A 21,877-nucleotide genomic window follows, 5' to 3' on the forward strand; every position below is an offset into this window, starting at 1 on the left:
CTATGGAGATCAGTGCCCAGTACACCAGCTTTGTCGCGGTCGGCGACTCGTTCACCGAGGGAATGTCGGACCAGCTGCCGGACGGTACGTACCGCGGCTGGGCCGACCTGCTGGCGGCCCGCCTCGCGGGCCGCTCCCCCGGCTTCCGCTACGCCAACCTCGCCGTGCGCGGCAAGCTCATCGCGCAGATCCTCGACGAGCAGACGGAGCGGGCCGCGGCGATGAACGCGGACGTCGTCACACTGGTCGGCGGGCTGAACGACACCCTGCGGCCCAAGTGCGACATGGTGCGGGTGAAGGACCATCTGGAGCAGGCCGTGGCTACGCTGGCGCCGAGCTGCAAGCAGCTGGTGCTGATGCGCAGCCCGGGCCGCCGCGGCCCGGTCATGGAGCGCTTCCGGCCCCGCATGGAGGAGCTGTTCGACCATATCGACCGGCTCGCCGGGCGCTACGACGCGGCCGTGGTCGACCTGTACGCCTCCGAGGCGCTGGGCGACCCGCGCCTGTGGGACGAGGACCGGCTGCACCTGACCGCCGAGGGCCACCGGCGGGTGGCCGAGGCCGTCTGGCAGCGGCTGGGGCTGCCCGCCGAGTCCGACTGGAACACCCCGCTGCCGCCCGCCGTACCGCCGGGCCTCGTGGCGCGGCGGCGCGCGGACCTGTCCTTCGCGCGCAAGCACCTCGGCCCGTGGATCGGCCGCCGGCTGACCGGCCGCTCCTCCGGCGACGGGCTGCCGCCCAAGCGCGCCGAGCTGCTGCCGTACCTTCCGCCGGAGGCGTGACCTGCGGGGCCTGGAGAATCGTCCAGCTCCCCGGCCCCGTATCATTCGGTTACGTGAACAAGCCCCGCATCCCCAATGTCCTGGCCGGCCGCTACGCCTCCCCGGAGCTGGCCGTCCTGTGGTCCCCCGAGTACAAGGTCGTCCTGGAGCGGCAGCTGTGGCTGGCCGTGCTGCGCGCGCAGAAGGATCTGGGGATCGAGGTGCCGGACGCCGCGATCGAGGACTACCAGCGGGTGATCGACCAGGTCGACCTGGAGTCGATTGCCGCGCGGGAGAAGGTCACCCGGCACGACGTGAAGGCGCGGATCGAGGAGTTCAACGCCCTCGCCGGCCACGAGCAGGTGCACAAGGGCATGACGTCCCGCGACCTCACCGAGAACGTGGAGCAGCTGCAGCTGCGGCTGTCGCTGGAGCACGTGCGCTCCCGCGCGGTGGCCGTGCTGGCGCGGCTGGGCCGGCTCTCCGGCGAGTACGCGGAGCTGGTGATGGCCGGGCGTTCGCACAACGTGGCGGCGCAGGCCACCACGCTGGGCAAGCGCTTCGCCACCGCCGCCGACGAGCTGCTGGTGGCGTACGCGCGGCTGGAGGACCTGCTGGGCCGCTACCCGCTGCGGGGCGTCAAGGGCCCGGTCGGCACCTCCCAGGACATGCTGGACCTGCTCGGCGGCGACGCGGCCAAGCTGGCGGAGCTGGAGGAGCGGATCGCCGCGCATCTGGGCTTCGCGCGGGCGTTCACCTCGGTCGGCCAGGTCTACCCGCGCTCGCTGGACTACGACGTGGTGACCGCCCTGGTGCAGCTGGGCGCGGCGCCCTCGTCGCTGGCCAAGACGATCCGGCTGATGGCGGGCCACGAGCTGGTCACCGAGGGCTTCAAGCCCGGCCAGGTCGGCTCGTCCGCGATGCCGCACAAGATGAACACCCGCTCCTGCGAGCGCGTCAACGGCCTCATGGTCATCCTGCGCGGCTACGCCTCGATGACCGGCGAGCTGGCCGGCGACCAGTGGAACGAGGGCGACGTGTCCTGCTCCGTGGTCCGCCGGGTGGCGCTGCCGGACGCGTTCTTCGCGCTGGACGGCCTGCTGGAGACGTTCCTGACGGTGCTGGACGAGTTCGGGGCGTTCCCGGCCGTGGTCTCCCGCGAGCTGGACCGCTATCTGCCGTTCCTGGCCACCACCAAGGTGCTGATGGGCGCGGTACGGGCCGGGGTCGGCCGGGAGCTGGCGCACGAGGTCATCAAGGAGCACGCGGTGGCCTCCGCGCTCGCCATGCGCGAGCGGGGCGCCGAGCGCAACGAGCTGCTGGACAAGCTGGCCGCCGACGACCGGATCCCGCTGGACCGGGCGCAGCTGGACGCGCTGATGGCGGACCGGCTGTCCTTCACGGGCGCGGCCGGCGACCAGGTGGCCGCGGTGGTGGCCCGGATCGAGGAGCTCGCCAAGCAGCACCCCGAGGACGCCGCGTACACCCCCGGCGCGATCCTCTGACCCCGCGGCCGACCCGGGCGGACCTGGAGGCCGCCCGGGACCGCCTCGTACCGGACGTGGCCGCGGCCGGGCTCTCGGTGCTGTTCTGCGGCATCAACCCCGGCCTGATGACGGCGGCCACCGGCCACCACTTCGCCCGCCCCGGGAACCGCTTCTGGCCGGTGCTGCACCGCTCCGGCTTCACCCCGCGGCAGCTCGCCCCCGCCGAGCAGGACGAGCTGCTGTCGTACGGGCTCGGGATCACCAACGTGGTGGCGCGGGCCACCGCGCGCGCCGACGAGCTGAGTGCCGGGGAGTACGCCGAGGGCGGGCGGCTGCTGACGGCCAAGGTCCGCCGGCTGCGGCCGGGTTGGCTGGCGGTCGTCGGGATCACGGCGTACCGCGGCGCCTTCGGTGAGCCGAAGGCGGTCGTCGGGCCCCAGGAACGCACGATCGGCAGCACCCGGGTGTGGGTGCTGCCGAATCCGTCGGGGCTGAACGCCCACTGGACGCTGCCCGCAATGGGCGAGGAGTACGGCCGGCTGCGGGAGGCGGCGGGACTGCCGCGCCGGTGACCGGCCGGCCCGGGAAGGGCACGAAGCGCCGGTGACCGGCCGGCGCCTCAGGAGGACGCCCGCTCCGTGCTCCTGGTGGCCTGCTCCGGGAAGCCGGGGCGGCCGGCCAGGTCGGAGGTGCAGAAGGCGCAGCGGACGGCGGCGACCGGCACCGTGCTGAGGCAGTCCGGGCAGTCGGCCTTCGTGACCGGCTCCTCCTTGACCGGGTCGAAGCGGGACTGCAGCTTGCCGACCGGCAGCACCACCGCGAAGTAGATCACCGTGGCGACGAGGACGAAGCTGATCAGCGCGTTGAGGAAGGCCCCGTAGGGGAACTCGGTGCCGCTGACCGTGAACGTCTCCTTGCTGAAGTCGCCGACCACGCCGGTCGCGATGCCGATCAGCGGCGTCAGGAAGGCCGTGACGAAGCCGGTGACGACGGCCGTGAAGGCGGCGCCGATGACGATACCGATGGCCAGGTCGACCACGTTGCCGCGCAGCAGGAAGCTGCGGAATCCCTTGAACACCAGGTGCTCCACTCGTGAATGAATCGTTCCGCCCGACGGGCGGGACAGTCCCGGTGGACCGCCCGGCGGGCCATGCTGCCGATCCCGCCGGGTCAAGTCCAATCGGCTGACACGATCCGGTGATCTCCGGGGGCCGTCACGCGTCGCGGCGGCTCATCGACCACCAGCCGACGGCCACGGCCGCCGCGCTCCACAGCGCCAGGATCCCCATCCCCGTCCAGGGGCCGAAACCGGCCGTCGGGTCCTGGTAGAAGATCATCTGGCCGGCGCGGTCCGGGAGGTAGGCCGTGAAGTCGTCCCCGCCCACGCCGAGGACGAACGGCAGGATCAGGATGCACGGGATCAGGATGCTCAGCGTGGCCGTGCCGCTGCGCAGCAGCGCGGTCAGACCCGCCGCGAACAGGGCGATCAGCGCCGTGTACAGACCCGTGCCCACGCAGGCCCGCAGCACCCCCTCGTCGCCCAGCGACATCGCCGGCATGTCACCGCGCAGCGCCTGGCCGCCCAGGAACGAGGCGAATCCGCAGACCAGTCCGACCGCCAGGGCCAGCGCGCCGGTCACGGCCAGCTTCGCGCCGTAGAACAGGCCCCGGCGCGGCACCGCGGCCAGCGAGACGCGCAGCGCGCCGCCGTGGAACTCCGACGAGACCGCCATCGCGCCGAACGAGATCGCGGCGACCTGGCCCATGAGGATGCCGAAGAAGGCGTGGTACAGCGGGTCGAGGTTGCCCTCGTCCGTCTCGGTCGTCGCGGCGGTGAGCCAGCTGAAGCCGACGGTGAGCACGAACAGCAGCGACAGGGACAGCCAGGTGCCGCGCAGTGAGCGGAGCTTGATCAGCTCGGAGCGCAGGACGGCGGCCGTGGAGGTCCGTCCGGTCACGGGGACGGCGGCGAGGGTGGTGGTCATGTGCTCAGGCCTCCTGGCGGGTGGCGGCGAACTGGGTGGCGGTGGCGGTGAGATCGAGGTACGCCTGCTCGAGCGTGGCCTCCTCGGCGGCGAGTTCGAGGATCGGGATGCCGGCGTCGGCCGCGAGCGGACCGACGTCCTCGACCCGGGCGCCGTCGACGATCAGCCGTCCGTCGTCCGCCGGCACGGGCACGTAACCCCGGTCGTGCAGCAGCGCGCGCAGCCGCTCGCCCTCGGTCGTACGGACGCGGACGCGGGGCTTGATCCGGGCGTCGATGAACTCCTTCATCGGGGTGTCGGCGAGCAGCCGGCCGCGGCCGAGGACGACGAGGTGGTCGGCGAAGGAGGCCGTCTCGCTCATCAGATGGCTGGAGACCAGGACCGTGCGGCCCTCGCGGGCCAGTCCGCGCAGCAGTTCGCGGATCCAGATGATGCCCTCGGGGTCCAGTCCGTTGGACGGTTCGTCCAGCAGCAGCACCCGCGGATCGCCGAGCAGGGCGGCGGCGATGCCGAGGCGCTGGCGCATGCCGAGGGAGAAGGTCCTGATCCGGCGGCCGGCCACCGACGCCAGGCCGGTGCGCTCCAGCACCTCGCCCACCCGGCCGTCCGGGATCCGGTTGCTGGCGGCGAGCGCGCGCAGATGACTGCGGGCGGTGCGCGAACCGTGCGCCGCGCCCGCGTCCAGCAGCGCGCCGACGTGGTGCAGTGGTTCGGCGATCCCGGCGTACGGCCGGCCGCCGATGGTGGCGGTGCCCGCGGTGGGGCGGTCCAGGCCGAGCATCAGCCGCATGGTGGTCGACTTGCCCGCGCCGTTCGGGCCGAGGAAGCCGGTGACGCGGCCGGGCTCGACGGTGAAGGTGAGGCTGTCCACGGCCCGGACCCGGCCGTAGTCCTTGCTGAGGTCGTGCACTGCGATCGAGGTCATGCCCTCAGCCTGGCGTTACGGCGGGGGCCCGGGCTTCCCCCCGCCGGGGGTTCGCTCTCCCCCGCGCGGGGGAGTCGGGGCCCCGCGCCGGCCTGGCACGATGGCTGGGTGATCAAGATTCTCCGGGACTTGCTGACCGGTGCGGTGCGGCCCCTCACCCGGGCCGTCACCTATACGCGGTGGGTGCATCTGCTGCTGGGCGCGCTGCCGGCGCTGGTGGCGGCGATGGTGCTCGGCACGGCGCCGTTCTTCCTGTCCACGGTGATCATGCCGATGGCGGTGATCGTGCCCCTGCTGGCCGTCGCCGCGCTGGTGCCCCAGATGCGCGTGCTGGAGTCGGCGCAGGCGCGGACCCTGCTGTTCCCCGGGCCGCACGCGCGCGTGCGCGGCGAGGACCCGGGCATCGCGCGCGGCCCCTCGGCGTCGTGGGACGACCGGGTCCGGGTGCTGGGCTGGCTGGTGCTGCGGCTCGTCGCCGGATCGCTGGTCGGGCTGGTGACGGTGGTGCTGTGGGGGCAGTCGCTGGGGCTGCTCGTCGGTCCGGCCGGCGGCGCCACCGATCTGCCCTGGATCGACCGCTGGACCCCGTGGTACGCGCTGCTCTCCCCCGTCGTGTTCGCCCTGCTGCTGGCGGTGGTCGTGGTGGCCGGGGCGGGGATGGCCCGCGCGGCGCGCGCCCTGCTCGGGCCGTCGCGTACGGAGCGGCTGGCCGCGCTGGAGGCGCGCACCGAGCGGCTGCTGGAGCACAACCGGCTCGCCCGCGAGCTGCACGACTCCATCGGCCACGCGCTGACCGTCGCCGTCGTGCAGGCCGGCGCGGCGCGGGCCGCCGGCTCGCCGGAGTTCACCGAGCGGGCGCTGGCCGCCATCGAGGACACCGGCCGCCAAGCCCTGGACGAGCTGGACCGGGTGCTGCGGGTGCTCCGCGAGGACGCCGGGCGCGAGCCCTCCTCCCGGCCGGGCCTGACGCAGGTCGACCGGCTGGTGGACGCGGCGCGGGCGTCGGGCGCGGAGGTCTCCTTCGCGGTGATCGGTGATCTGGAGCAGGTGCCGGGGCCGGTGTCGCGGGAGGCGTACCGGATCGTCCAGGAGTCCCTCACCAACGTGCTGCGCCACGCGGGCAGCGTGCCGGTGCGGGTGCGCGTCGACGCCGGCGGCCGGGCGCTGGAGCTCGACGTACGCAACGAACTGCCCGACGGGCAGGCCCGGCTGCAGGGCGGGGGCAGCGGGCTGCGGGGCATCCGGGAGCGGGCGGCGCTGCTCGGCGGCGAGGCCCGTACGGGGGCCGAGGAGGGCGTGTGGCGGGTGTGGGCCAGGCTGCCGATAGTGTGAACCGGTGGGAACGATCAGCGTACTGCTCGTGGACGACGACCCGTTGGTGCGGGCGGGGCTCCGCGCGATCCTGGAGGCACAGCCCGACATCGAGGTGGCCGGGGAGGCCGCGGACGGCGCGGCCGTGCTGCCGCTGGTGCGCCAACTGAGGCCGGACGTGGTGGCGATGGACGTGCGGATGCCCCTGCTGGACGGCATCGAGGCGACGCGGCTCGTCCTGCGGTCGGTCGACGACCCGCCCAGGATCCTCGTCGTGACGACCTTCGAGGAGGACGAGTACGTCTACGAGACGCTGCGCGCCGGCGCCGACGGCTTCCTGCTCAAGCGCGCCCGGCCCGCGGAGATCGTGCACGCGGTGCGGATCGTGGCGGAGGGCGAGTCCCTGCTGTTCCCGGCGGCGCTGCGGTCCATCGCCGCCACCCGCGGCAACGACACGGCGGCCCGCGCGATGGAGCGTGCCGCGCTCACCGAGCGTGAGGCCCAGGTGCTGCGGCTGATCGCCCGCGGGCTGACCAACGCGGAGATCGCCGCGGAGCTCGTGCTGGGGACGGAGACGGTGAAGTCGCACGTGAGCGCCGTACTGACGAAACTCGGCGCCCGGGATCGTACCCAGGCAGTCATCGCCGCCTACGAGTCCGGGTTCGTCGCTCCCGGTGCGGGCGGATAGCGGATAGCATCCGCCCCACAAGGGCTTTTGATGGGGAGGCGGACGTTGGGGCAGCTCACCGGTGGGGATCCGTCCCTGCTGCGACGCATCAACTCCGCGGTGGCGCTGCACGCGCTGCGCGACGCCGACGCCCTCACGCTCACCGAGCTGGTGCGCGTCACGGGGCTGTCGCGGCCGACGCTGGAGGGCGTCATCGAGGGGCTGGTCGAGTCCGGTCTGGTGGTGGAGGCCCCGGCGGACGCGGGCACGACGCGCAAGCAGGGCCGGCCGGCGCGGCGGTTCCGCTTCCACGCCGAGTCGGGGCATCTGCTGGGCATCGAGATCGGCCCGCACCGGGTGGCGGCGCTCCTCTCCGACCTGGACGGCGGGCTGCGCGGCTCCGTCGCACGGGACGTCGCCGAGGACGCCCCCGCCGAGGAGCGGCTGGAGCGCACCCGGGCCGCGGTCGGCGACCTGCTGCGCCGCTCGGGCGTCGCCCGCAGTTCGCTGCGCGCCGTCGGGGTCGGTACACCCGGCATCGTCGAGGCCGACGGCACGGTACGGCTGGGCACGGCGCTGCCCGGCTGGACGGGGCTGCGGCTCGGGGACCGGCTGCAGCGCTCCTTCCGCTGCCCGGTGATCGTGGAGAACGACGCCAACGCGGCGGCCGTCGCCGAGCACTGGCGGGGGGCGGCGCGCGAGTGCGGGGACGTGGTGTTCGTCCTGGCCGGGCTGTCACCGGGCGCGGGCGCGCTGATCGGCGGCCGGCTGCACCGCGGCTTCAGCGGGGCGGCCGGGGAGATCGGCGCGCTGCACCTGCTGGGGCGCGAGGCGTTCCCGGAGAAGCTGCTGTCGACGACCGGTGAACCGCTGCATCCGCTGGACGAGGCGGCGGTCGCCCAGGTCTTCACCCGGGCGGCGGCCGGTGAGGCGGGCGCCCGGGACGCGGTGGAGCGCTTCCTGCACCGCCTGGTGCACGACGTGGCGGCGCTGGTGCTGGCCCTCGACCCCGAGCTGGTGATCGTCGGCGGGTGGGCGGCGGGGCTGGACGGCGTACTGGAGCCGCTGCGCCGCGAGCTGGAGCGCTACTGCCTGCGCCCGCCGCGGGTGGCGCTGTCGCTGCTCGGCGAGGCGGCGATCGCCACGGGGGCGCTGCGGCTTGCGCTCGATCATCTGGAGCGGGAGCTGTTCGCGGTGGAGAGCACGGTCTCGGCGCGGGCGTGAGGGCCCCAACGGGGCTTGTTCGGCAGGGTTGCTGAGAAAATCCGTGGCGCGCGGACCCTTTGGCGTGTGACAGTCGGTACACCGAAGGGGCGTAGCTCAGCTGGCCAGAGCGCCGGTCTCCAAAACCGGATGCCGCAGGTTCGAATCCTGTCGCCCCTGCCAAAGGCCGTCCCACCGCGGTGCCGCCCCGCCACGCGAGGTGCGAAGCATTCCCGTGAGTGGTGAAATCGGGACATGAACGACGAATTTGAAGATGTGGGACCCATCGACTACCTGGTCCTCGAGTTCCCGGGCAACAAGATGACCGGGGAGGCGTTCCCCCTGCTGGTGGACCTGGTCGACCGGGGCATCGTCCGCATCCTCGACCTGGTCTTCGTACGCAAGGACATCGACGGCTCCCTGGTCGCGCTGGAGCTCGCCGACCTGACCGGCGACGGCGAACTCGACCTCTCCGTGTTCGAGGGCGCCTCGTCCGGCCTACTGGGCGGAGACGACATCAGCGAGGCCGGGAAGGTGCTGCAGCCGAACAACTCCGCCGCGATCCTCGTGTACGAGAACCTCTGGGCCGCCCCGCTCGCCGGGGCCCTGCGGCGCAGCGGCGCGCAGATGGTAGCAGGGGGCCGGATCCCCGTCCAGGCCCTGCTGGCCTCGCTGGAGGAGCTGGAGGACAGGGACACGGGCAGGGCCGCCGCCTGATCGGCCGTGCGTTTCAGCGTTTCCGAGAGTGAGGAGAAGTGACATGCCAGGTCTTCTTCGCGGAGTAGCCCGCACCGCGGTGGTCGCGGGCACGGCGACCGCGGTGTCCAACCGGGTCTCGCGCCGCCAGGCGGGCCGCTGGGCCGCCCAGGAGGCGCCGCAGCAGCAGTATCCGCCGCCGCAGGCCGCTCCCCCGCCGGCCGCTCCGGCTCAAGCCGCCCCGGCGGACGATATGAGCAGCAAGATCGCTCAGCTCAAGGAGCTCAGCGGGCTCGTGGAGCAGGGAGTACTTACCCAGGAGGAGTTCGCCGTCCAGAAGAGCAAGATCCTCGGTTCCTGACCCGCCGGAGCCGCCCGGTCAGCTCGCGATCACGCTGCCGTCGTCGCTGAACGTCAGCCGGCAGGTGTCGGCGCGGTACGTGTCGACGGAGACGGCCACCGTGCGGTCCTCGACCGTGTAGCGGGTGGTCACCACGAGCACCGGGGCTCCCGGCAGGCGGTCCAGCTCCCGGGCGTCCTCGGCGCGCGCCGACCCCAGCTCGACCGTACGGTCCTGGCCCGCCAGGTCGAGCCGGCCCAGCTCCGCCAGGACGGCCTCGGGCGCCGCGGGCGCGTCACCGAGACCGGGCACGGACGCGGCGGGAACGTACATCAGCTGCGCGGCGACCGTCTGACCGTGGCGGGCGCGGACCCGGCGCACAGTGTGGACGTGCGCGGAGCGGTCCGTCCCCAGCATGCGCGCGATGGAGGCGGGTGCGGCCTCCCGCGTGACGCCGACGGGCTCCCACAGCTCCTGCTCGTCCGGCCAGGCGTGCGATCCGGACCCGACCGGGACGCCGATCCGGGGCGGCGCGACGGTGGTGCCGACACCGCGCCGGCGCTGCAGCCGCCCCTCGAGCTCCAGCTGGTCGAGCGCCTGCCGCAGGGTGGCCCGGGCGACGCCGAAGCGGGCGGCGAGGTCGCGCTCGTTGGGCAGGATCTCGCCCACGGCGAACTCGGAGTCGAGCGCGTCGCTCAGCACGGACTTCAGGTGCCAGTACTTGGGCTCCTGAACTGCTTCAAGCTGCGTGGTCCCCACCCTGTCCTCCGCCTGGTTCTAATTCAGAGGTCTTTATTAAAGGTTGTTGCAGTAACAGTGACAGTAGGGGGGTCGGAGGACTTGGTCAAGACCAATCAGCGGAGGACCTCAGCCCGCAACAACGGAAGCAGACATTCCGGTACGCGGGCGCACAGCAGCCGGGGGCGGCGCGGCACCGATGGCGGTCGACTCCCCCAGCCGGACCCGGCTCCCGTCCCGCCCTGACCGCCCCGCGACTCAGGGCTGCGCCGGGGTCGCGGCTGAGGGGCCCGCGACCAGCGAGTGCTCCTGCTGGATGCTCGACTGGAACTCGGTCGTCCAGGTCGTCATCTCGCTCTCGACCTGGCCGCGCACCGCGTCGACGAGACCGGTGATCATGGCGAGGCGGCGTTCAAAGACCGTGTCCTCGGGTTCGCCGGGATCGCCGCGCAGGATCTCCGCGGCCCAGGCGAGGCGGAACTCGTTGAGCCTGAAGCGCAGTCCGTGGGCGGCGGCGATGTCGCGCATCCAGCCGGAGCTGAGGCCGAAGAAGTGGTCGTACGCCTTGCAGCCGGCCGCCGCGGCCAGCAGGACGTAGCCCCACCCCTGGATGTCCGCGCCGGTGGCGGCGCCCGCCAGGGGGAAGCCGGTCCCCGCCACGGCCAGGATCACCGTCAGGGCGCGGCAGGCCCGGGAGCTGGCGCGCTTACGGCGTTTGTCGTTGAAGTACCACTCGACGGCGTCCTCCGCCTCCTGCTCCGCCCAGGAGCGCAGGCTGTCCAGCGCGCGCAGGCGGGGTTCCCCCGGCACAGGGGCCGGGAACGGGCGTCCCCGCAGGTCGCGGCTCCGTCGCGGACCGCTGCCCCGCGCCTGCTCGTCCGTCATCGTCCGCCTCCCCGCAACCGGCGCCCCTCTCCAGCACGTTGAGGCTATCCGATGCAGGTCAGGCCGCGTGGCGCTCCTCGTGAACAGCGCCCGCAGCGAGCAGGCCGGCGGCACCCGCCGGACCGGGCTGTGAGATCGTCCAGACGGCGGGACCCGACGGAAGGAGCGGCACATGGGCAAGGTCACGGTGGTCACCGGCGGAAGCCGGGGGATCGGGGCGGCCGTCGCCGTACGGCTGGCGCGGGCCGGGCATCGCGTCGGGATCGGGTACGCGCAGGCCGCCGGGGCCGCCGAGGACACCGTGCGGGCGGTGCGGGAGGCCGGGGGCGACGCCGTCGCCGTACGGGCCGACGTGAGCCGGGAGGACGAGGTCGACGCCCTGTTCGAGACCGTGGCGCGCGAACTGGGCGCCGTCACCGGGCTGGTGAACAACGCCGGCGTGCCGGGGCCGCTCGGGCGGATCGCCGAGCAGTCGGTGGACGACATCCGGCGGGTCATCGACGTCAACCTGACCGGCGCGGTCCTGTGCGCCCGGCGCGCCGCGCAGGCCATGGCGACGTCCCTCGGCGGGCCGGGCGGCGCCATCGTGAACATCTCCTCCGGCGCCGCCACCCTCGGCGGGGCCGGCGAGTACGTGCACTACGCCGCCTCCAAAGCCGGCGTCGACGCCCTGACCGTGGGCCTGTCGAAGGAGCTGGCCGCCGACGGCATCCGGGTCAACTCGGTGCAGCCCGGCGCGATCGTCACCGGCATCCACGCCACGATGGGCGACCCGGACCGCGCCTGGCGCGTCGGGCGCGACGTCCCGATGGGCCGCCCCGGCGAGCCGGAGGAGGTCGCCGCGGCGGTGGCCTGGCTACTTTCGGACGAGGCCTCGTACACCACGGGCGCGGTCCTGCGGGTCGCCGGCGGCCGGTGACGGGTCGGCGGCCGGTGCCGGAGGGGGCACTGCTGACGGACCGGCCGCCGCCGACGGATCCGCGGCCGGGAGACGGACCGCCACCCGCGGCAGGAAGTAGCCGACGAGCGGCCCCATGGACAGCGCGATGAGTACGGTTCCCGCTCCGACGGTTCCGCCCAGCAGCCAGCCCAGGCCGGCGACGAGGACTTCGATGCAGGTGCGGACCGCCGCGATCGGCAGCCGGGTGAGGCGGACGAGTCCCGTCATGATGCCGTCACGTGGACCGGACCCGAACTGGGCACCGAGGTACAGCGCGTCGAAGAAGGCGAGGGCGACCAGCCCGAGGACGAGGTAGCCGCCGCGCTCGACGATTCCGTGCGGAGCGGGAAGCACCGCGGCGGTGGCGTCCGCCGCGAAGCCGACGATGGCGACGTTCAGCAGCGTGCCGAGACCCGGCAGTTCGCGCAGCGGTATCCAGGCGAGGAGCACGAGCACCGAGATCAGGTTGGTCGCCCAGCCGAACGATATGCCGAGCGACGCCGCCGTTCCCTCCGTGAGTACGTTCCAGCTCGCCGCGCCGAGTCCCGACTCGACGAGCAGCATGACCGAGGCCCCGTAGCCGACCAGACCGGCCAGGAGCTGGGGTATCCGCCGCGCCTTGCGGCCGGCCCGGATCTGGGCGCGGAAGCCCAGGCGCGGCGTGACGGGTCGGGGGCGGCGGGCTGCGGTGGAGGGAGCGGAAGGTGCCATGCGGCCACCCTCCGGGACATCTGGACCTCGATTCCATAGCCAGATCGGCTACGCTGGTCCGGTGAAGACCAGCTCGTACGCCGTCGCCCGCATGCTGGGTCCCTGGCGGGAGGGCACGGGGCCCGCGCACCAGCGCCTCTCCGACAAGCTGCGGCTCCTCGTTCTGGACGGACGCCTCACCCTCGGCGCCTCCCTGCCCAGCGAACGCGACCTCGCCACCGCTCTCGGCGTCAGCAGAACGACCGTGGGCACCGCCTACGCGGCCCTCGTCGAGCACGGCTATCTCGCGACGCGGGCGCGCGCCAGGGCGATCGTGCGCCTCCCGGACCGCGCGCCGGCCCCGCAGCCGGCCACCCCGGACGCGGCCGCCATCGACCTGTCCGTCGCCGCGCCCGCCGCGCCGGGCGAGATCCTCCACGCCGCCTTCGCGTCCGCGCTCGAACGGCTGCCGCGCCATCTGGGGCAGCACGGCTACCACCGGTCCGGGCTGCCGGAGCTCCGGGAAGCGGTCGCCGGCTGGTATCTGCGCCGCGGCCTGGCCACAACGCTCGACCAGATCCTGGTCACCAACGGCGCCCAGCACGCGATCGCCCTGCTCGCGCGGACGCTGCTGGCGCCACGGGACAAGGTCGTGATCGACCATCCGACCTACCCGCACGCGATCAGGACGTTCACGGAGGCGGGCGCCCGGCTGCTCCCCGTCCCCCTCGGGCCGACCGGGTGGGACGCCGCGCAACTCCGGGCCGCGGCGCGGGATGCCGACCTCGCGTACCTCATCCCCGACTTCCACAATCCGACGGGCCTGTGCATGCCCACGAGCATGCGGCGGGGCCTGCGGCTCGGCTGCCCCACGGTCGTCGACGAGACCATGGCCGACCTGGACCTGGACGGAACCGGCCCGGAGCCCGTCGCCGCGCACCTGCCGACGGCGATCAGCGTCGGCTCCGTCTCGAAGAGCGTCTGGGGCGGTCTGCGCATCGGCTGGATCCGCGCGGCCCCCTCCCTCCTCGCCCGCGTGGTGCAGGCCCGCCCGGCCACGGACCTCGGCACACCCGTGATCGACCAGCTCGCCACGGCCACGCTCCTCGACCAGGACCTGACCCGGCGCCCCGCGGCGCTGCGGCAGCTGGCGGCACAGCGCGACGCGCTGCTGGAGGCGCTCGCCGCACACCTCCCCGACGTCGACGCGCCGCGGCCGGCCGGCGGACTGACCGTGTGGGCGGCCTTCCCCACGCCCCTGAGCTCGCGGCTGGCGGCGATCGCGCCCGACCACGGACTTGTCCTGGCGGCCGGGCCCCGGTTCGGCGTCGGCGGCGCGTTCGAACGCCACCTCCGCCTGCCGTACGCGCTTCCGCCGGATCAACTCACCGAGGCGGTCCGCCGCCTCGCCCACGCCCGCCAGGCCCTCACCCGCGGCGCCACCGGGAGCCACGCCCCCGCAACGGTCGTATGAGCGCCGGCGCTCCGAACCCGACGCAGGCGCTCAGTCCGCCACGCCCTGCATCTTCTCCGGGTTGCGGATGAGGTAGATCGACTGGATGCGGCCGTTGACCGTCTCGACCGTGATGACCGTGTCGGGCTTGCCCTCGGACAACACCACCAGGGACAGGGCGCCGTTGACCTCGCGCAGCACGTACTCCGCCTGGGGCGGCGCCTTGTGGGAGACGCCGGCGACGAAGCGGCCGACCTTGTCGGCGGACTCGATGATCCGGCGCGGGGCGCGGGACTTGCCGCCGCTGTCGCTGACCAGACTGACGTCCGGCGCGAGCAGCCGCATGAGCTGCTCCAGGTCGCCGCCGGCCGCCGCCTCGAGGAACCGCTCGGTGAGGTCCTTGCGCTCGGCCGGATCGACCGTGTAGCGCGGTTTGCGCTCGTCCACGTGGCGGCGGGCGCGCCCCGCCAGCTGCCGTACGGCGGGCTCGGACCGGTCGAGCATCTCCGCGATCTCGGCGAACGGATAGCCGAACGCCTCCCGGAGCACGAACACCGCACGCTCCAGCGGGGACAGCGACTCCAGCACGACCAGCACCGCGAGGCTGACCGTGTCCGCCAGCACGGCGTGCTGCTCCGCGTCGGGCGCGGTCTCGCCGAAGTCCGTCGCGATCGGCTCGGGCAGCCAGGGGCCGACGTACGACTCGCGCCGCGACTGGGCCTGGCGCAGCCGGTCGATGGCCAGATGGGTCGTCATCCGCACCAGATACGCCTTGGGTTCGCGGACCTGCTCCCGGTCGAGGGAGGACCACTTCAGCCAGACGTCCTGCACCACGTCCTCGGCGTCCGCGAAGCGGCCGAGCATGCGGTACGCGACGCCCGTCAGGAGGGGGCGGTGGTCCTCGAAGGCATCAAGCTCGGTTGCGACAGCCACTCCCCCATCCCAGCGCAGGCCGCCGCCCGTGTCCAGCCGGATCTTGATCACACTCCGGAGGGCGACCGCGCCGGTCCGGCCGTCTCGTACGACGAGGCCCGACGGGTACGACGGAGCAGCCCCGAACGCGCAGGGCGGAGCAGCCCCGAGCCCACCGCCACGCCCAGTCCGACGAGCAGGCTGCCCGCCGCCTGCGGCAGCCCGTAGCCGCCGGCCCCGACCAGCGGGGCCGTGAGCGCCGCCGAGACCGGGATGAGGCCGGAGAAGAGCGTGGCGCGTTCGGCGCCGATCCGCTGGACGCCCGCGTACCAGCAGACGAAGCCGACGACCGTGACCACCACCGCCTGCCAGCCCAGTGCCAGCGCCTCCGCACCGGTCGGCATCCGCACCGCGTCCCCGCCGTCGAACACCAGGCCCACCGCGAAGGACTCGGCCGCCGCGACGCCGCAGACCGCCGTGGCCAGCAGCCGGGGGCCGAGCGGCCGCAGCACGGGCACCGCCAGCACCGCGAACCCCACCTCGCCGAGCAGCGCCGCCACCGAGAACACCAGCCCCGCGGTGTCCGTCCGCCCCCAGCCCTGCACCGTGAACGCCCCCGCCGCCACGAGGAGCGCCCCCACGAGCACCGCCCGCGCCGGCCGGCGGCCGTCGAGCAGCGGGCCCAGGACGGCGACCAGGACCGGCGCGCAGCCGACGAGGACGCCGGGGACGGCCGGTTCGGCGGTGCGTTCGGCGGCCAGCACCGCGCAGTTGAAGCCGAGCATGCCGATGGCGGCGAGCAGCGCCAGCCGACCCCACTGGCGGGCGGTGAGCCGGCGCAACGGCGCAAGGCCGGCGCGGCCCACGAGCGGGAGGAGCAGGAGGCAGGCCAGTCCGTACCGGATGCCCTGGCCGCCCGCGTAGGGGTAGTCGCCGAGGACGCTGTTCACGGTGAAGGAGCCGCCGACCAGGAAGCAGGCGACGGCGGCGAGGAGCGCGCCGCGGGGGTCTGTTCGCTTCATGGACACGACCCTCGCAGCGGGGCGGTCCGGTATTAAGGTCCACTGGCATGGAGCTGTCGGGGACCAATGCGAAGACCGCGGGACAGGAGCCGGCGGTGCGGGAGTCCGCCGTCGGCACCCGCGCCTGGACCGCCGCCTGGGAGCTGCTGCTCCCCGCCGCCACCGCCCCCGCCCGCCGCCGCGGCCTCACGCTGCAGTCGGCGCTGCGCGACGCCGTACGCAGCGGGCGGCTCGCCGCCGGCACCCGGCTGCCGCCGAGCCGGGAGCTGGCCACCGACCTGGGTGTGTCGCGGGGCCTGGTCACGGACGCGTACGAGCAGCTCGTCGCCGAGGGCTATCTGCGCGCCGGACGCGGCGCCGGCACCTGGGTCGCCGAGGTCGGCGGGAGTACCGCCGGGGTGCCGGACCCGCGCGCGGCGGACGAAGAGCGGCGCCCGGACGTGGACTTCAAGCCCGGCACCCCCGACCTCTCGCTGTTCCCCCGCGCCGCCTGGTCGGCCGCGCAGCGCCGCGCGCTCGCCGAGCTGCCGCACCGGGCCCTGGGCTATCCGGATCCCTCGGGGCTGCCGCGGCTGCGCCAGGTCGTGGCCGAGCTGCTGCGGCGCCGGCGCGGCGTGGTCGCCGACCCGCGGCGGGTGATCGTGTGCTCGGGCGTGGCGCAGGCGATGACGCTGCTGGGCCTCGCGCTGTACGGGCGCGGGCACCGGCTCGCGGCCGTCGAGGATCCGGGAAGCCCGCCGCACGCGGGGCAGTTCGAGGCGGTGGGCATCCGCACGGCGGGCGTGCCGGTGGACGGCGAGGGGATCGTCGTGGCGAAGCTGGCCGAAACGGGGGCGGATGTCGCGGTGCTGACGCCGTCGCACCAGTTCCCGCTGGGCATCTCCTACTCGGCGCGCAGACGCACCGAGCTGCTGCAGTGGGCACGGGACGGGGACCGGCTGCTCGTCGAGGACGACTACGACGGCGAGTTCCGCTACGACCGGGCGCCCGTGGGCGCGCTGCAGGGACTTGATCCGTCGCGTGTCGCGTACAGCGGGTCGGTCAGCAAGTCGCTGGCGCCCGGGCTGAGGCTGGGCTGGATGGTACTGCCGGACGGTCTGACGGAGGAGGTCGCCGGGCACAAGCTCCATCTGGACCTGGGGAACTCGGTCATCGACCAGGCGGCGTTCGCCGATCTCGTCGTACGCGGCGAGTACGACCGGCATCTGCGCCGCTGCCAGCGCGCCTACCGGTCCCGTCGGGACGCGCTCGTCGCCGCGCTCGCCGAGCAGCTGCCGGGGGCGTCGGTGACCGGCATCGCGGCCGGGCTGCATGTGATCGTGGAGCTGCCGCCGGGCGACGTGCCGGAGCACGCGCTGGTGGGTGCGGCCGGGCGGGCGGGGGTGCGGGTGATGCCGCTGTCGTCGTACGCGGACAGCGCCGGCGACGACCGGCGCGTACGGCTGGTGCTCGGCTACGGGCATCTCCCGCCCGGCGACATCGTCCGCGGGGTGGAGAGGCTGAAGGCCGTCTGGGATGCGCTGCGGTGAGGCGGAGGCGGGTCACCCTCCCCCGCCACGTGGGCAGTTGTTCACTGCGCGTTCGTACTCGGTGCACACGGCCGGGATAGATGTGGGAACGGGCCGGCGACGGGCGGCGGCCTTCGGGAGGGACGTGTGGACGTGACCAACGGACCGGGCAGGCGGAACGTACTGCGGGCGGGCGCGGCGGCGGGCACCGCGGGGGTGCTGGGCGGCTTCGGCTCCCTCGTGGCTCCGGCGCAGGCGTACTCGGGGCGGCCCGAGGCCGCGTGGGGCGTACAGGTCGGCGATGTGACGGCCACGTCGGGGCTGGTGTGGGTGCGGTCGGACCGGCCGGCCCGGATGGTCGTGGAGACGTCCGCCACCGAGTCGTTCTCCCGGGTACGGCGCTGGACCGGGCCGGTCGTGGGCCCCGGCACCGACTTCACCGGCACCACGCCGCTGTTCGGGCTGCCGCCCGGGCAGCAGGTGCACTACCGGGTGGTGCTCGAGGACCCGGACGAGCCGCGGCGCGCCTCCGAGCCGGTGACCGGGACGTTCCGCACCGCCTCGGCGGCGCGCTCTGACGTGCGGTTCGTGTGGTCGGGCGACACGGCCGGGCAGGGCTGGGGCATCAACCCCGAACACGGCGGCTACCGCACGTACGAGGAGATGCGGCGGCTGGACCCGGACTTCTTCCTGCACAGCGGCGACACCGTCTACTCCGACGGCGTGATCCTGCCGGAGGTGGCGCTGCCCGACGGGACGGTGTGGCGCAATGTCACCACGCCGGAGAAGTCGAACGTCGCGGAGACCCTCGACGAGTACCGCGGCAACTTCCGCTACAACCTGCTCGACGCGAACCTGCGCCGCTTCAACGCCCAGGTGCCGGTCGTCGCCCAGTGGGACGACCACGAGGTGGTCAACAACTGGTACCCGGGCGAGATCCTGACCGACCCGCGCTACACCGAGCAGCGCGTCGACGTGCTGGCGGCCCGCGCCCGGCGGGCGTTCGCCGAGTACTTCCCGCTGAGCACGCTGCGCCCGGACGGCGACGGGCGGGTCTACCGGGTCGTACGCCAGGGCCCGCTGCTGGACGTGTTCGTGCTGGACATGCGCACCTACCGCGACGCCAACTCGCCGAACCGGCAGCCCGAGGACGGGCAGGGCATCCTCGGCGCGCGGCAGCTCGAATGGCTCAAGCGCGAGCTGGAGCGGTCGCGGGCGACCTGGAAGGTCATCGCCTCCGACATGCCGCTGGGGCTCGTCGTACCGGACGGGGCGACGGACTACGAGGCCGTCGCGCAGGCCGATCCGGGTGCGCCGCTGGGGCGGGAGCTGCAGATCGCCGAGCTGCTGCGGCACATCAAGCGGCGACGTATCACGGGCACGGTGTGGCTGACGGCGGACGTGCACCACACCTCGGCGCAGCACTACGATCCGGCGCGGGCGGCGTTCTCCGACTTCGAGCCGTTCTGGGAGTTCGTGTCGGGGCCGATCAACGCGGGCGCGTTCCCGGCCTCCGCGCTGGACGGGACCTTCGGCCCGGACCGGGTGTTCGTCAAGGCGCCGGCGGTCGGCAACGTGCCGCCGTCCGGGGGCTTCCAGTTCTTCGGGCAGGTCGACATCGACGCCGCCAGCGGGGTGATGACGGTGCGGCTGCGGGAGACGGGCGGCGGGGTGCTCTTCACCCGCGAGCTGCGGCCGGGGCTGGTGGGACAGTGACTGGATCGGGGAATCCCCGGGAATTGGTAACAAATCACCCTTTACTCACACGTCACAGTTCGTTCGTGATCACGCAACACCCGTCGGGGACGCTGAGCACATGACTCACCACACTCAGCAGTCGAGAACGCACACCTGGCGACGCGACGTCGTCGAGCTGGCCGCCATGTTCTGCGCCGTGGCGGTCGCGGACACCGTGGCCAAGTCCGTGGCGCACGCCCCCGAAGGGCCGCAGATGCTGCTGCTGTCGGCGGGCGTGCTGCTGGTGACGGCCGGGCTGCACACCTGGTGGGCGCGAAGGCACGCGCCTCCGGCCGTCCCAGCGGCCGGGGGCGGCGGTGCCGGACCCGCCGATGACCTGCCGCCCGGTGAGACCACGCTGTGGCGGATGCGCACGACCGTGCGCGACCGGCCCGGGTCGCTGGCCGCCGTGTGCGGGGCGCTGGCCGGGCAGCGGGTCGACATCCTCACCCTGCAGACCCATCCGCTGGCGGACGGGACGATGGACGAGTTCCTGCTGCGCGCCCCCGCGGAGCTGCCACCGGCCGCGCTGTCCGCCGCCGCGTCCGGCGCGGGCGGGCGCGACACCTGGCTGGAGCGGGCGGACCCGCACGATCTGGTCGACATCCCGACCCGGGTGCTGGGCCTGGCCGCCCGCACCGCGACCGACCCCGCCGAGCTGCCGCTGGCACTGCGCCGGCTGCTGGGCCGGTGCACCATCCACTCGCAGCCGGCGGTGTCCCTCGGCGGGCAGCCGCTGGTCAGCGACATGCCGGAGGAGGGCGACCTGGACGGCGTCCGGATGCGGCTGCCCGATCCGGCGGGCGGGCAGATCACCGTGGAGCGGCCGTATCTGCCGTTCACCCCGACGGAGTTCGCCCGCGCCCGCGCGCTGGTGGAGCTGGACGCCCGGCTCGGCCCGCGCATGCCGCACAGCAGTACGGTCACGACCCTGCCCGAGGGCAACGCCGTGACCGTACGCAGGGCCGGGGCGGGCGACGTACCCGCCGCCCGGCAGATGCACGACCGGTGCTCGCAGCGCACGCTGGCCCACCGCTACCACGGCCCGGTCGTGGACGCGGACCGCTATCTGGACCATCTGCTCAGTCCCCGCTTCGGCCGCACCCTCGCCGTGGAGAGCGCCTCCGGGCGGCTGGTCGCCCTCGGGCATCTGCTCTGGGACGGCGACGAGGCCGAGGTGGCGCTGCTGGTCGAGGACGACTGGCAGGGGCGCGGGGTGGGCTCCGAGCTGCTGCGCCGGCTGATGGATCTGGCGCGGGAGTCCGGGTATCCGAGCGTGTACGCCATCACCCGGTCCTCCAACAGCGCGATGGTGGCCACCATGCGCTCCCTGGGGCTCCCTCTCGACTACCAGATCGAGGAGGGCACCCTGGTGCTCACCGCCCGGCTGGAGCGGCAGCCGGCAGCGCAGAAGCAGCTGTCGTAACACCGCCGAGGGCCGCGTCGAGGTCCGCCCACAGGTCCTCGACGTCCTCCAGGCCCACGGACATCCGCAGCAGCTTCTCGCTGATGCCGCCCGAGCGGCGGTCGGCCGGGTCGACGATGCGGTGGCTGATGGAGCCCGGGTGCTGGATGAGCGTGTCGACGCTGCCGAGGCTGACCGCCGGGGTGATCAGCCGGACGCCGGCGATCACCTCGTGCGGGTCGCCCTGCACCTCGAACGCGACCATCGCGCCGCCGATCTTCGGGTAGTGCACCTTCGCCACCCGGGGGTCGGCGGCCAGCCGCTCGGCCAGCACCGCCGCGGAGGCGGACTGCGCCTTCACCCGGACCGGGAGCGTGGCCAGGCCGCGCAGCAGCAGATAGCCGGCCAGCGGGTGCAGGACGCCGCCGGTGGCGAAGCGGATCTGGCGGAGCTTACGGGCGAACTCCTCGTCGCAGGCGACGATCCCGCCCATCACGTCGCCGTGGCCGCCCAGGTACTTGGTGGCGCTGTGCAGCACCAGCCGGGCGCCCTGCTCGACGGGGCGCTGCAGCACCGGCGTGGCGAAGGTGTTGTCGGCGAGCAGCGGGACCTCGCCGCAGGAGTGGGCGACGGCCCGCAGGTTCACCTCGGCCAGCGTGGGGTTGGCGGGGGTCTCCACCATGACGAGCCCCGTGTCGGGGCGGATGGCGTCGGCGACGCCGGCCGGGTCGGTCCAGGTGACCTCGGTGCCGAGCAGGCCGGTGTTCAGCAGATGGTCGCTGCAGCCGTACAGCGGGCGCACGGCCACGACGTGCTTCAGGCCCATGCTGACCCGTACCAGCAGCACCGCGCTGAGCGCCGCCATGCCGCTGGCGAAGGCGACCGCGGACTCGGCGCCCTCCAGCTTCGCCAGCGCCTGCTCGAAGCGGGCGACCGTCGGGTTGTCGAGCCGCGCGTACACGGGCGGGCCCTCGAGCTGGGCGCCGGTGGTGGCGAACTCGTCGAGGCGGGCGGCCTCGGCCCGGCTGTCGGAGGAGGGGTAGGTCGTCGACAGGTCGAGGGGGGCGGCGTGCAGGCCGAGGGCCGCGAGGTCCTCACGGCCGGCGTGCACGGCCTCGGTGGCGAGGTGCCGCGCTGAGAGGTGCGCTGGGATCTCCATGGCGTCATGCTGAACACTTACCGGGGTTCTTCGGCCTGACCCCGTGCTAAGTT

The 21,877-nt window shown here is 73.9% G+C and carries 22 protein-coding genes and 1 tRNA gene; 14 read left to right on the plus strand and 9 right to left on the minus strand.

From position 1 onward, the window contains the following. Positions 1-2: 2 nt before the first annotated feature. Genes AB0M28_RS07555 through mug form a run of 3 tightly spaced genes read left to right on the plus strand, consistent with a single transcriptional unit; the run spans position 3 to position 2,820 of the window. Positions 3-782, plus strand: coding sequence for an SGNH/GDSL hydrolase family protein (locus tag AB0M28_RS07555; RefSeq protein WP_365399291.1), 780 nt, complete (start codon positions 3-5; stop codon positions 780-782). Positions 783-835: 53 nt separating this feature from the next. Further along, the gene (gene purB / locus AB0M28_RS07560) at positions 836-2,266 is read left to right on the plus strand and encodes an adenylosuccinate lyase (RefSeq protein ID WP_365399294.1); all 1,431 of its coding nucleotides are present in this window, start codon (positions 836-838) and stop codon (positions 2,264-2,266) included. Positions 2,267-2,322: 56 nt separating this feature from the next. Beyond that, complete coding sequence (mug, locus tag AB0M28_RS07565) at positions 2,323-2,820, plus strand: G/U mismatch-specific DNA glycosylase (protein ID WP_365399297.1); 498 nt, start codon at positions 2,323-2,325, stop codon at positions 2,818-2,820. A 47-nt stretch (positions 2,821-2,867) separates the two neighbouring features. Here mug and mscL read toward each other — a convergent pair whose 3' ends face one another. From mscL to AB0M28_RS07580, 3 genes are all read right to left on the minus strand, one after another. Next, positions 2,868-3,326 carry a large conductance mechanosensitive channel protein MscL gene (gene mscL, locus AB0M28_RS07570; RefSeq protein WP_365399300.1) on the minus strand — a complete coding sequence of 153 codons (459 nt, stop codon included), beginning with the start codon at positions 3,324-3,326 and terminating at the stop codon, positions 2,868-2,870. A gap of 136 nt (positions 3,327-3,462) precedes the next feature. Then, positions 3,463-4,233: an ABC transporter permease gene (locus AB0M28_RS07575; protein WP_365399303.1), complete on the minus strand. Its 771-nt coding sequence runs from the start codon at positions 4,231-4,233 to the stop codon at positions 3,463-3,465. A gap of 4 nt (positions 4,234-4,237) precedes the next feature. Continuing rightward, complete coding sequence (locus tag AB0M28_RS07580) at positions 4,238-5,158, minus strand: ATP-binding cassette domain-containing protein (protein ID WP_365399306.1); 921 nt, start codon at positions 5,156-5,158, stop codon at positions 4,238-4,240. A gap of 132 nt (positions 5,159-5,290) precedes the next feature. On the opposite strand from AB0M28_RS07580, the gene AB0M28_RS07585 reads away from it, so the two are divergent. The 6 genes from AB0M28_RS07585 (at position 5,291) to AB0M28_RS07610 (ending at position 9,396) form a co-directional block, all read left to right on the plus strand. Continuing rightward, positions 5,291-6,490, plus strand: coding sequence for a histidine kinase (locus tag AB0M28_RS07585; RefSeq protein ID WP_365399383.1), 1,200 nt, complete (start codon positions 5,291-5,293; stop codon positions 6,488-6,490). Between the two features lie 4 nt (positions 6,491-6,494). Continuing rightward, positions 6,495-7,157 (plus strand): response regulator transcription factor, encoded by a 663-nt coding sequence (locus AB0M28_RS07590; RefSeq protein WP_365399308.1) that lies wholly within the window; start codon positions 6,495-6,497, stop codon positions 7,155-7,157. A 45-nt stretch (positions 7,158-7,202) separates the two neighbouring features. Next, positions 7,203-8,360 carry an ROK family transcriptional regulator gene (locus AB0M28_RS07595; protein ID WP_365399311.1) on the plus strand — a complete coding sequence of 386 codons (1,158 nt, stop codon included), beginning with the start codon at positions 7,203-7,205 and terminating at the stop codon, positions 8,358-8,360. An 85-nt stretch (positions 8,361-8,445) separates the two neighbouring features. Continuing rightward, positions 8,446-8,522: transfer RNA gene (locus tag AB0M28_RS07600), tRNA-Trp, on the plus strand. 72 nt (positions 8,523-8,594) lie between these two features. Further along, positions 8,595-9,056, plus strand: coding sequence for a DUF6325 family protein (locus AB0M28_RS07605; protein WP_365399313.1), 462 nt, complete (start codon positions 8,595-8,597; stop codon positions 9,054-9,056). 43 nt (positions 9,057-9,099) lie between these two features. Further along, complete coding sequence (locus AB0M28_RS07610; protein WP_365399316.1) at positions 9,100-9,396, plus strand: SHOCT domain-containing protein; 297 nt, start codon at positions 9,100-9,102, stop codon at positions 9,394-9,396. Positions 9,397-9,414: 18 nt separating this feature from the next. Here AB0M28_RS07610 and AB0M28_RS07615 read toward each other — a convergent pair whose 3' ends face one another. After that, on the minus strand, positions 9,415-10,134 hold the full coding sequence (locus AB0M28_RS07615; RefSeq protein WP_365399319.1) for a GntR family transcriptional regulator: 720 nt from the start codon (positions 10,132-10,134) through the stop codon (positions 9,415-9,417). Positions 10,135-10,371: 237 nt separating this feature from the next. Further along, complete coding sequence (locus AB0M28_RS07620; protein WP_365399322.1) at positions 10,372-10,998, minus strand: SLATT domain-containing protein; 627 nt, start codon at positions 10,996-10,998, stop codon at positions 10,372-10,374. Positions 10,999-11,170: 172 nt separating this feature from the next. Between AB0M28_RS07620 and AB0M28_RS07625 the strand changes: the two genes are divergently transcribed. Beyond that, positions 11,171-11,917 (plus strand): SDR family oxidoreductase, encoded by a 747-nt coding sequence (locus tag AB0M28_RS07625; protein WP_365399325.1) that lies wholly within the window; start codon positions 11,171-11,173, stop codon positions 11,915-11,917. Here the strand turns inward: AB0M28_RS07625 and AB0M28_RS07630 are convergent. Further along, positions 11,855-12,649: a hypothetical protein gene (locus tag AB0M28_RS07630; protein ID WP_365399326.1), complete on the minus strand. Its 795-nt coding sequence runs from the start codon at positions 12,647-12,649 to the stop codon at positions 11,855-11,857. The genes AB0M28_RS07625 and AB0M28_RS07630 overlap by 63 nt on opposite strands. Positions 12,650-12,710: 61 nt before the next feature. Between AB0M28_RS07630 and AB0M28_RS07635 the strand changes: the two genes are divergently transcribed. Further along, entirely contained in the window at positions 12,711-14,102 is a 1,392-nt protein-coding gene (locus AB0M28_RS07635; protein ID WP_365399329.1) for a PLP-dependent aminotransferase family protein, read from the plus strand. A 30-nt stretch (positions 14,103-14,132) separates the two neighbouring features. On the opposite strand, the gene AB0M28_RS07640 is transcribed toward AB0M28_RS07635, so the two are convergent. Both AB0M28_RS07640 and AB0M28_RS07645 read right to left on the minus strand, forming a co-directional pair. Further along, entirely contained in the window at positions 14,133-15,014 is an 882-nt protein-coding gene (locus AB0M28_RS07640) for an RNA polymerase sigma-70 factor (protein WP_365399332.1), read from the minus strand. 47 nt (positions 15,015-15,061) lie between these two features. Then, a complete protein-coding gene (locus tag AB0M28_RS07645) occupies positions 15,062-16,015 on the minus strand; it encodes a DMT family transporter (protein ID WP_365399335.1) in 954 nt (317 codons plus the stop codon). A gap of 47 nt (positions 16,016-16,062) precedes the next feature. On the opposite strand from AB0M28_RS07645, the gene AB0M28_RS07650 reads away from it, so the two are divergent. From AB0M28_RS07650 to AB0M28_RS07660, 3 genes are all read left to right on the plus strand, one after another. Beyond that, positions 16,063-17,544 carry a PLP-dependent aminotransferase family protein gene (locus AB0M28_RS07650; protein WP_365399338.1) on the plus strand — a complete coding sequence of 494 codons (1,482 nt, stop codon included), beginning with the start codon at positions 16,063-16,065 and terminating at the stop codon, positions 17,542-17,544. 162 nt (positions 17,545-17,706) lie between these two features. Further along, a complete protein-coding gene (locus tag AB0M28_RS07655; protein ID WP_365399384.1) occupies positions 17,707-19,239 on the plus strand; it encodes an alkaline phosphatase D family protein in 1,533 nt (510 codons plus the stop codon). 100 nt (positions 19,240-19,339) lie between these two features. Further along, positions 19,340-20,686 carry a GNAT family N-acetyltransferase gene (locus tag AB0M28_RS07660; RefSeq protein WP_365399341.1) on the plus strand — a complete coding sequence of 449 codons (1,347 nt, stop codon included), beginning with the start codon at positions 19,340-19,342 and terminating at the stop codon, positions 20,684-20,686. Here AB0M28_RS07660 and AB0M28_RS07665 read toward each other — a convergent pair. Further along, positions 20,637-21,824 carry a PLP-dependent transferase gene (locus AB0M28_RS07665; protein WP_365399345.1) on the minus strand — a complete coding sequence of 396 codons (1,188 nt, stop codon included), beginning with the start codon at positions 21,822-21,824 and terminating at the stop codon, positions 20,637-20,639. The genes AB0M28_RS07660 and AB0M28_RS07665 overlap by 50 nt on opposite strands. Between the last annotated feature and the right edge of the window lie 53 nt (positions 21,825-21,877).

Source organism: Streptomyces sp. NPDC051940 (assembly GCF_040680895.1).
GTDB lineage: Bacteria > Actinomycetota > Actinomycetes > Streptomycetales > Streptomycetaceae > Streptomyces.

What these genes read in the sequence shown, in the direction of transcription:
- AB0M28_RS07555 (WP_365399291.1), top strand. Translation starts at nt 3, where the DNA reads ATGGAGATCAGTGCCCAGTACACCAGCTTTGTCGCGGTCGGCGACTCG.
- AB0M28_RS07575 (WP_365399303.1), bottom strand. Translation starts at nt 4,233, where the DNA reads ATGACCACCACCCTCGCCGCCGTCCCCGTGACCGGACGGACCTCCACG.
- AB0M28_RS07580 (WP_365399306.1), bottom strand. Translation starts at nt 5,158, where the DNA reads ATGACCTCGATCGCAGTGCACGACCTCAGCAAGGACTACGGCCGGGTC.
- AB0M28_RS07605 (WP_365399313.1), top strand. Translation starts at nt 8,595, where the DNA reads ATGAACGACGAATTTGAAGATGTGGGACCCATCGACTACCTGGTCCTC.
- AB0M28_RS07610 (WP_365399316.1), top strand. Translation starts at nt 9,100, where the DNA reads ATGCCAGGTCTTCTTCGCGGAGTAGCCCGCACCGCGGTGGTCGCGGGC.
- AB0M28_RS07620 (WP_365399322.1), bottom strand. Translation starts at nt 10,998, where the DNA reads ATGACGGACGAGCAGGCGCGGGGCAGCGGTCCGCGACGGAGCCGCGAC.
- AB0M28_RS07625 (WP_365399325.1), top strand. Translation starts at nt 11,171, where the DNA reads ATGGGCAAGGTCACGGTGGTCACCGGCGGAAGCCGGGGGATCGGGGCG.
- AB0M28_RS07630 (WP_365399326.1), bottom strand. Translation starts at nt 12,649, where the DNA reads ATGGCACCTTCCGCTCCCTCCACCGCAGCCCGCCGCCCCCGACCCGTC.
- AB0M28_RS07645 (WP_365399335.1), bottom strand. Translation starts at nt 16,015, where the DNA reads ATGAAGCGAACAGACCCCCGCGGCGCGCTCCTCGCCGCCGTCGCCTGC.
- AB0M28_RS07650 (WP_365399338.1), top strand. Translation starts at nt 16,063, where the DNA reads ATGGAGCTGTCGGGGACCAATGCGAAGACCGCGGGACAGGAGCCGGCG.
- AB0M28_RS07660 (WP_365399341.1), top strand. Translation starts at nt 19,340, where the DNA reads ATGACTCACCACACTCAGCAGTCGAGAACGCACACCTGGCGACGCGAC.
- AB0M28_RS07665 (WP_365399345.1), bottom strand. Translation starts at nt 21,824, where the DNA reads ATGGAGATCCCAGCGCACCTCTCAGCGCGGCACCTCGCCACCGAGGCC.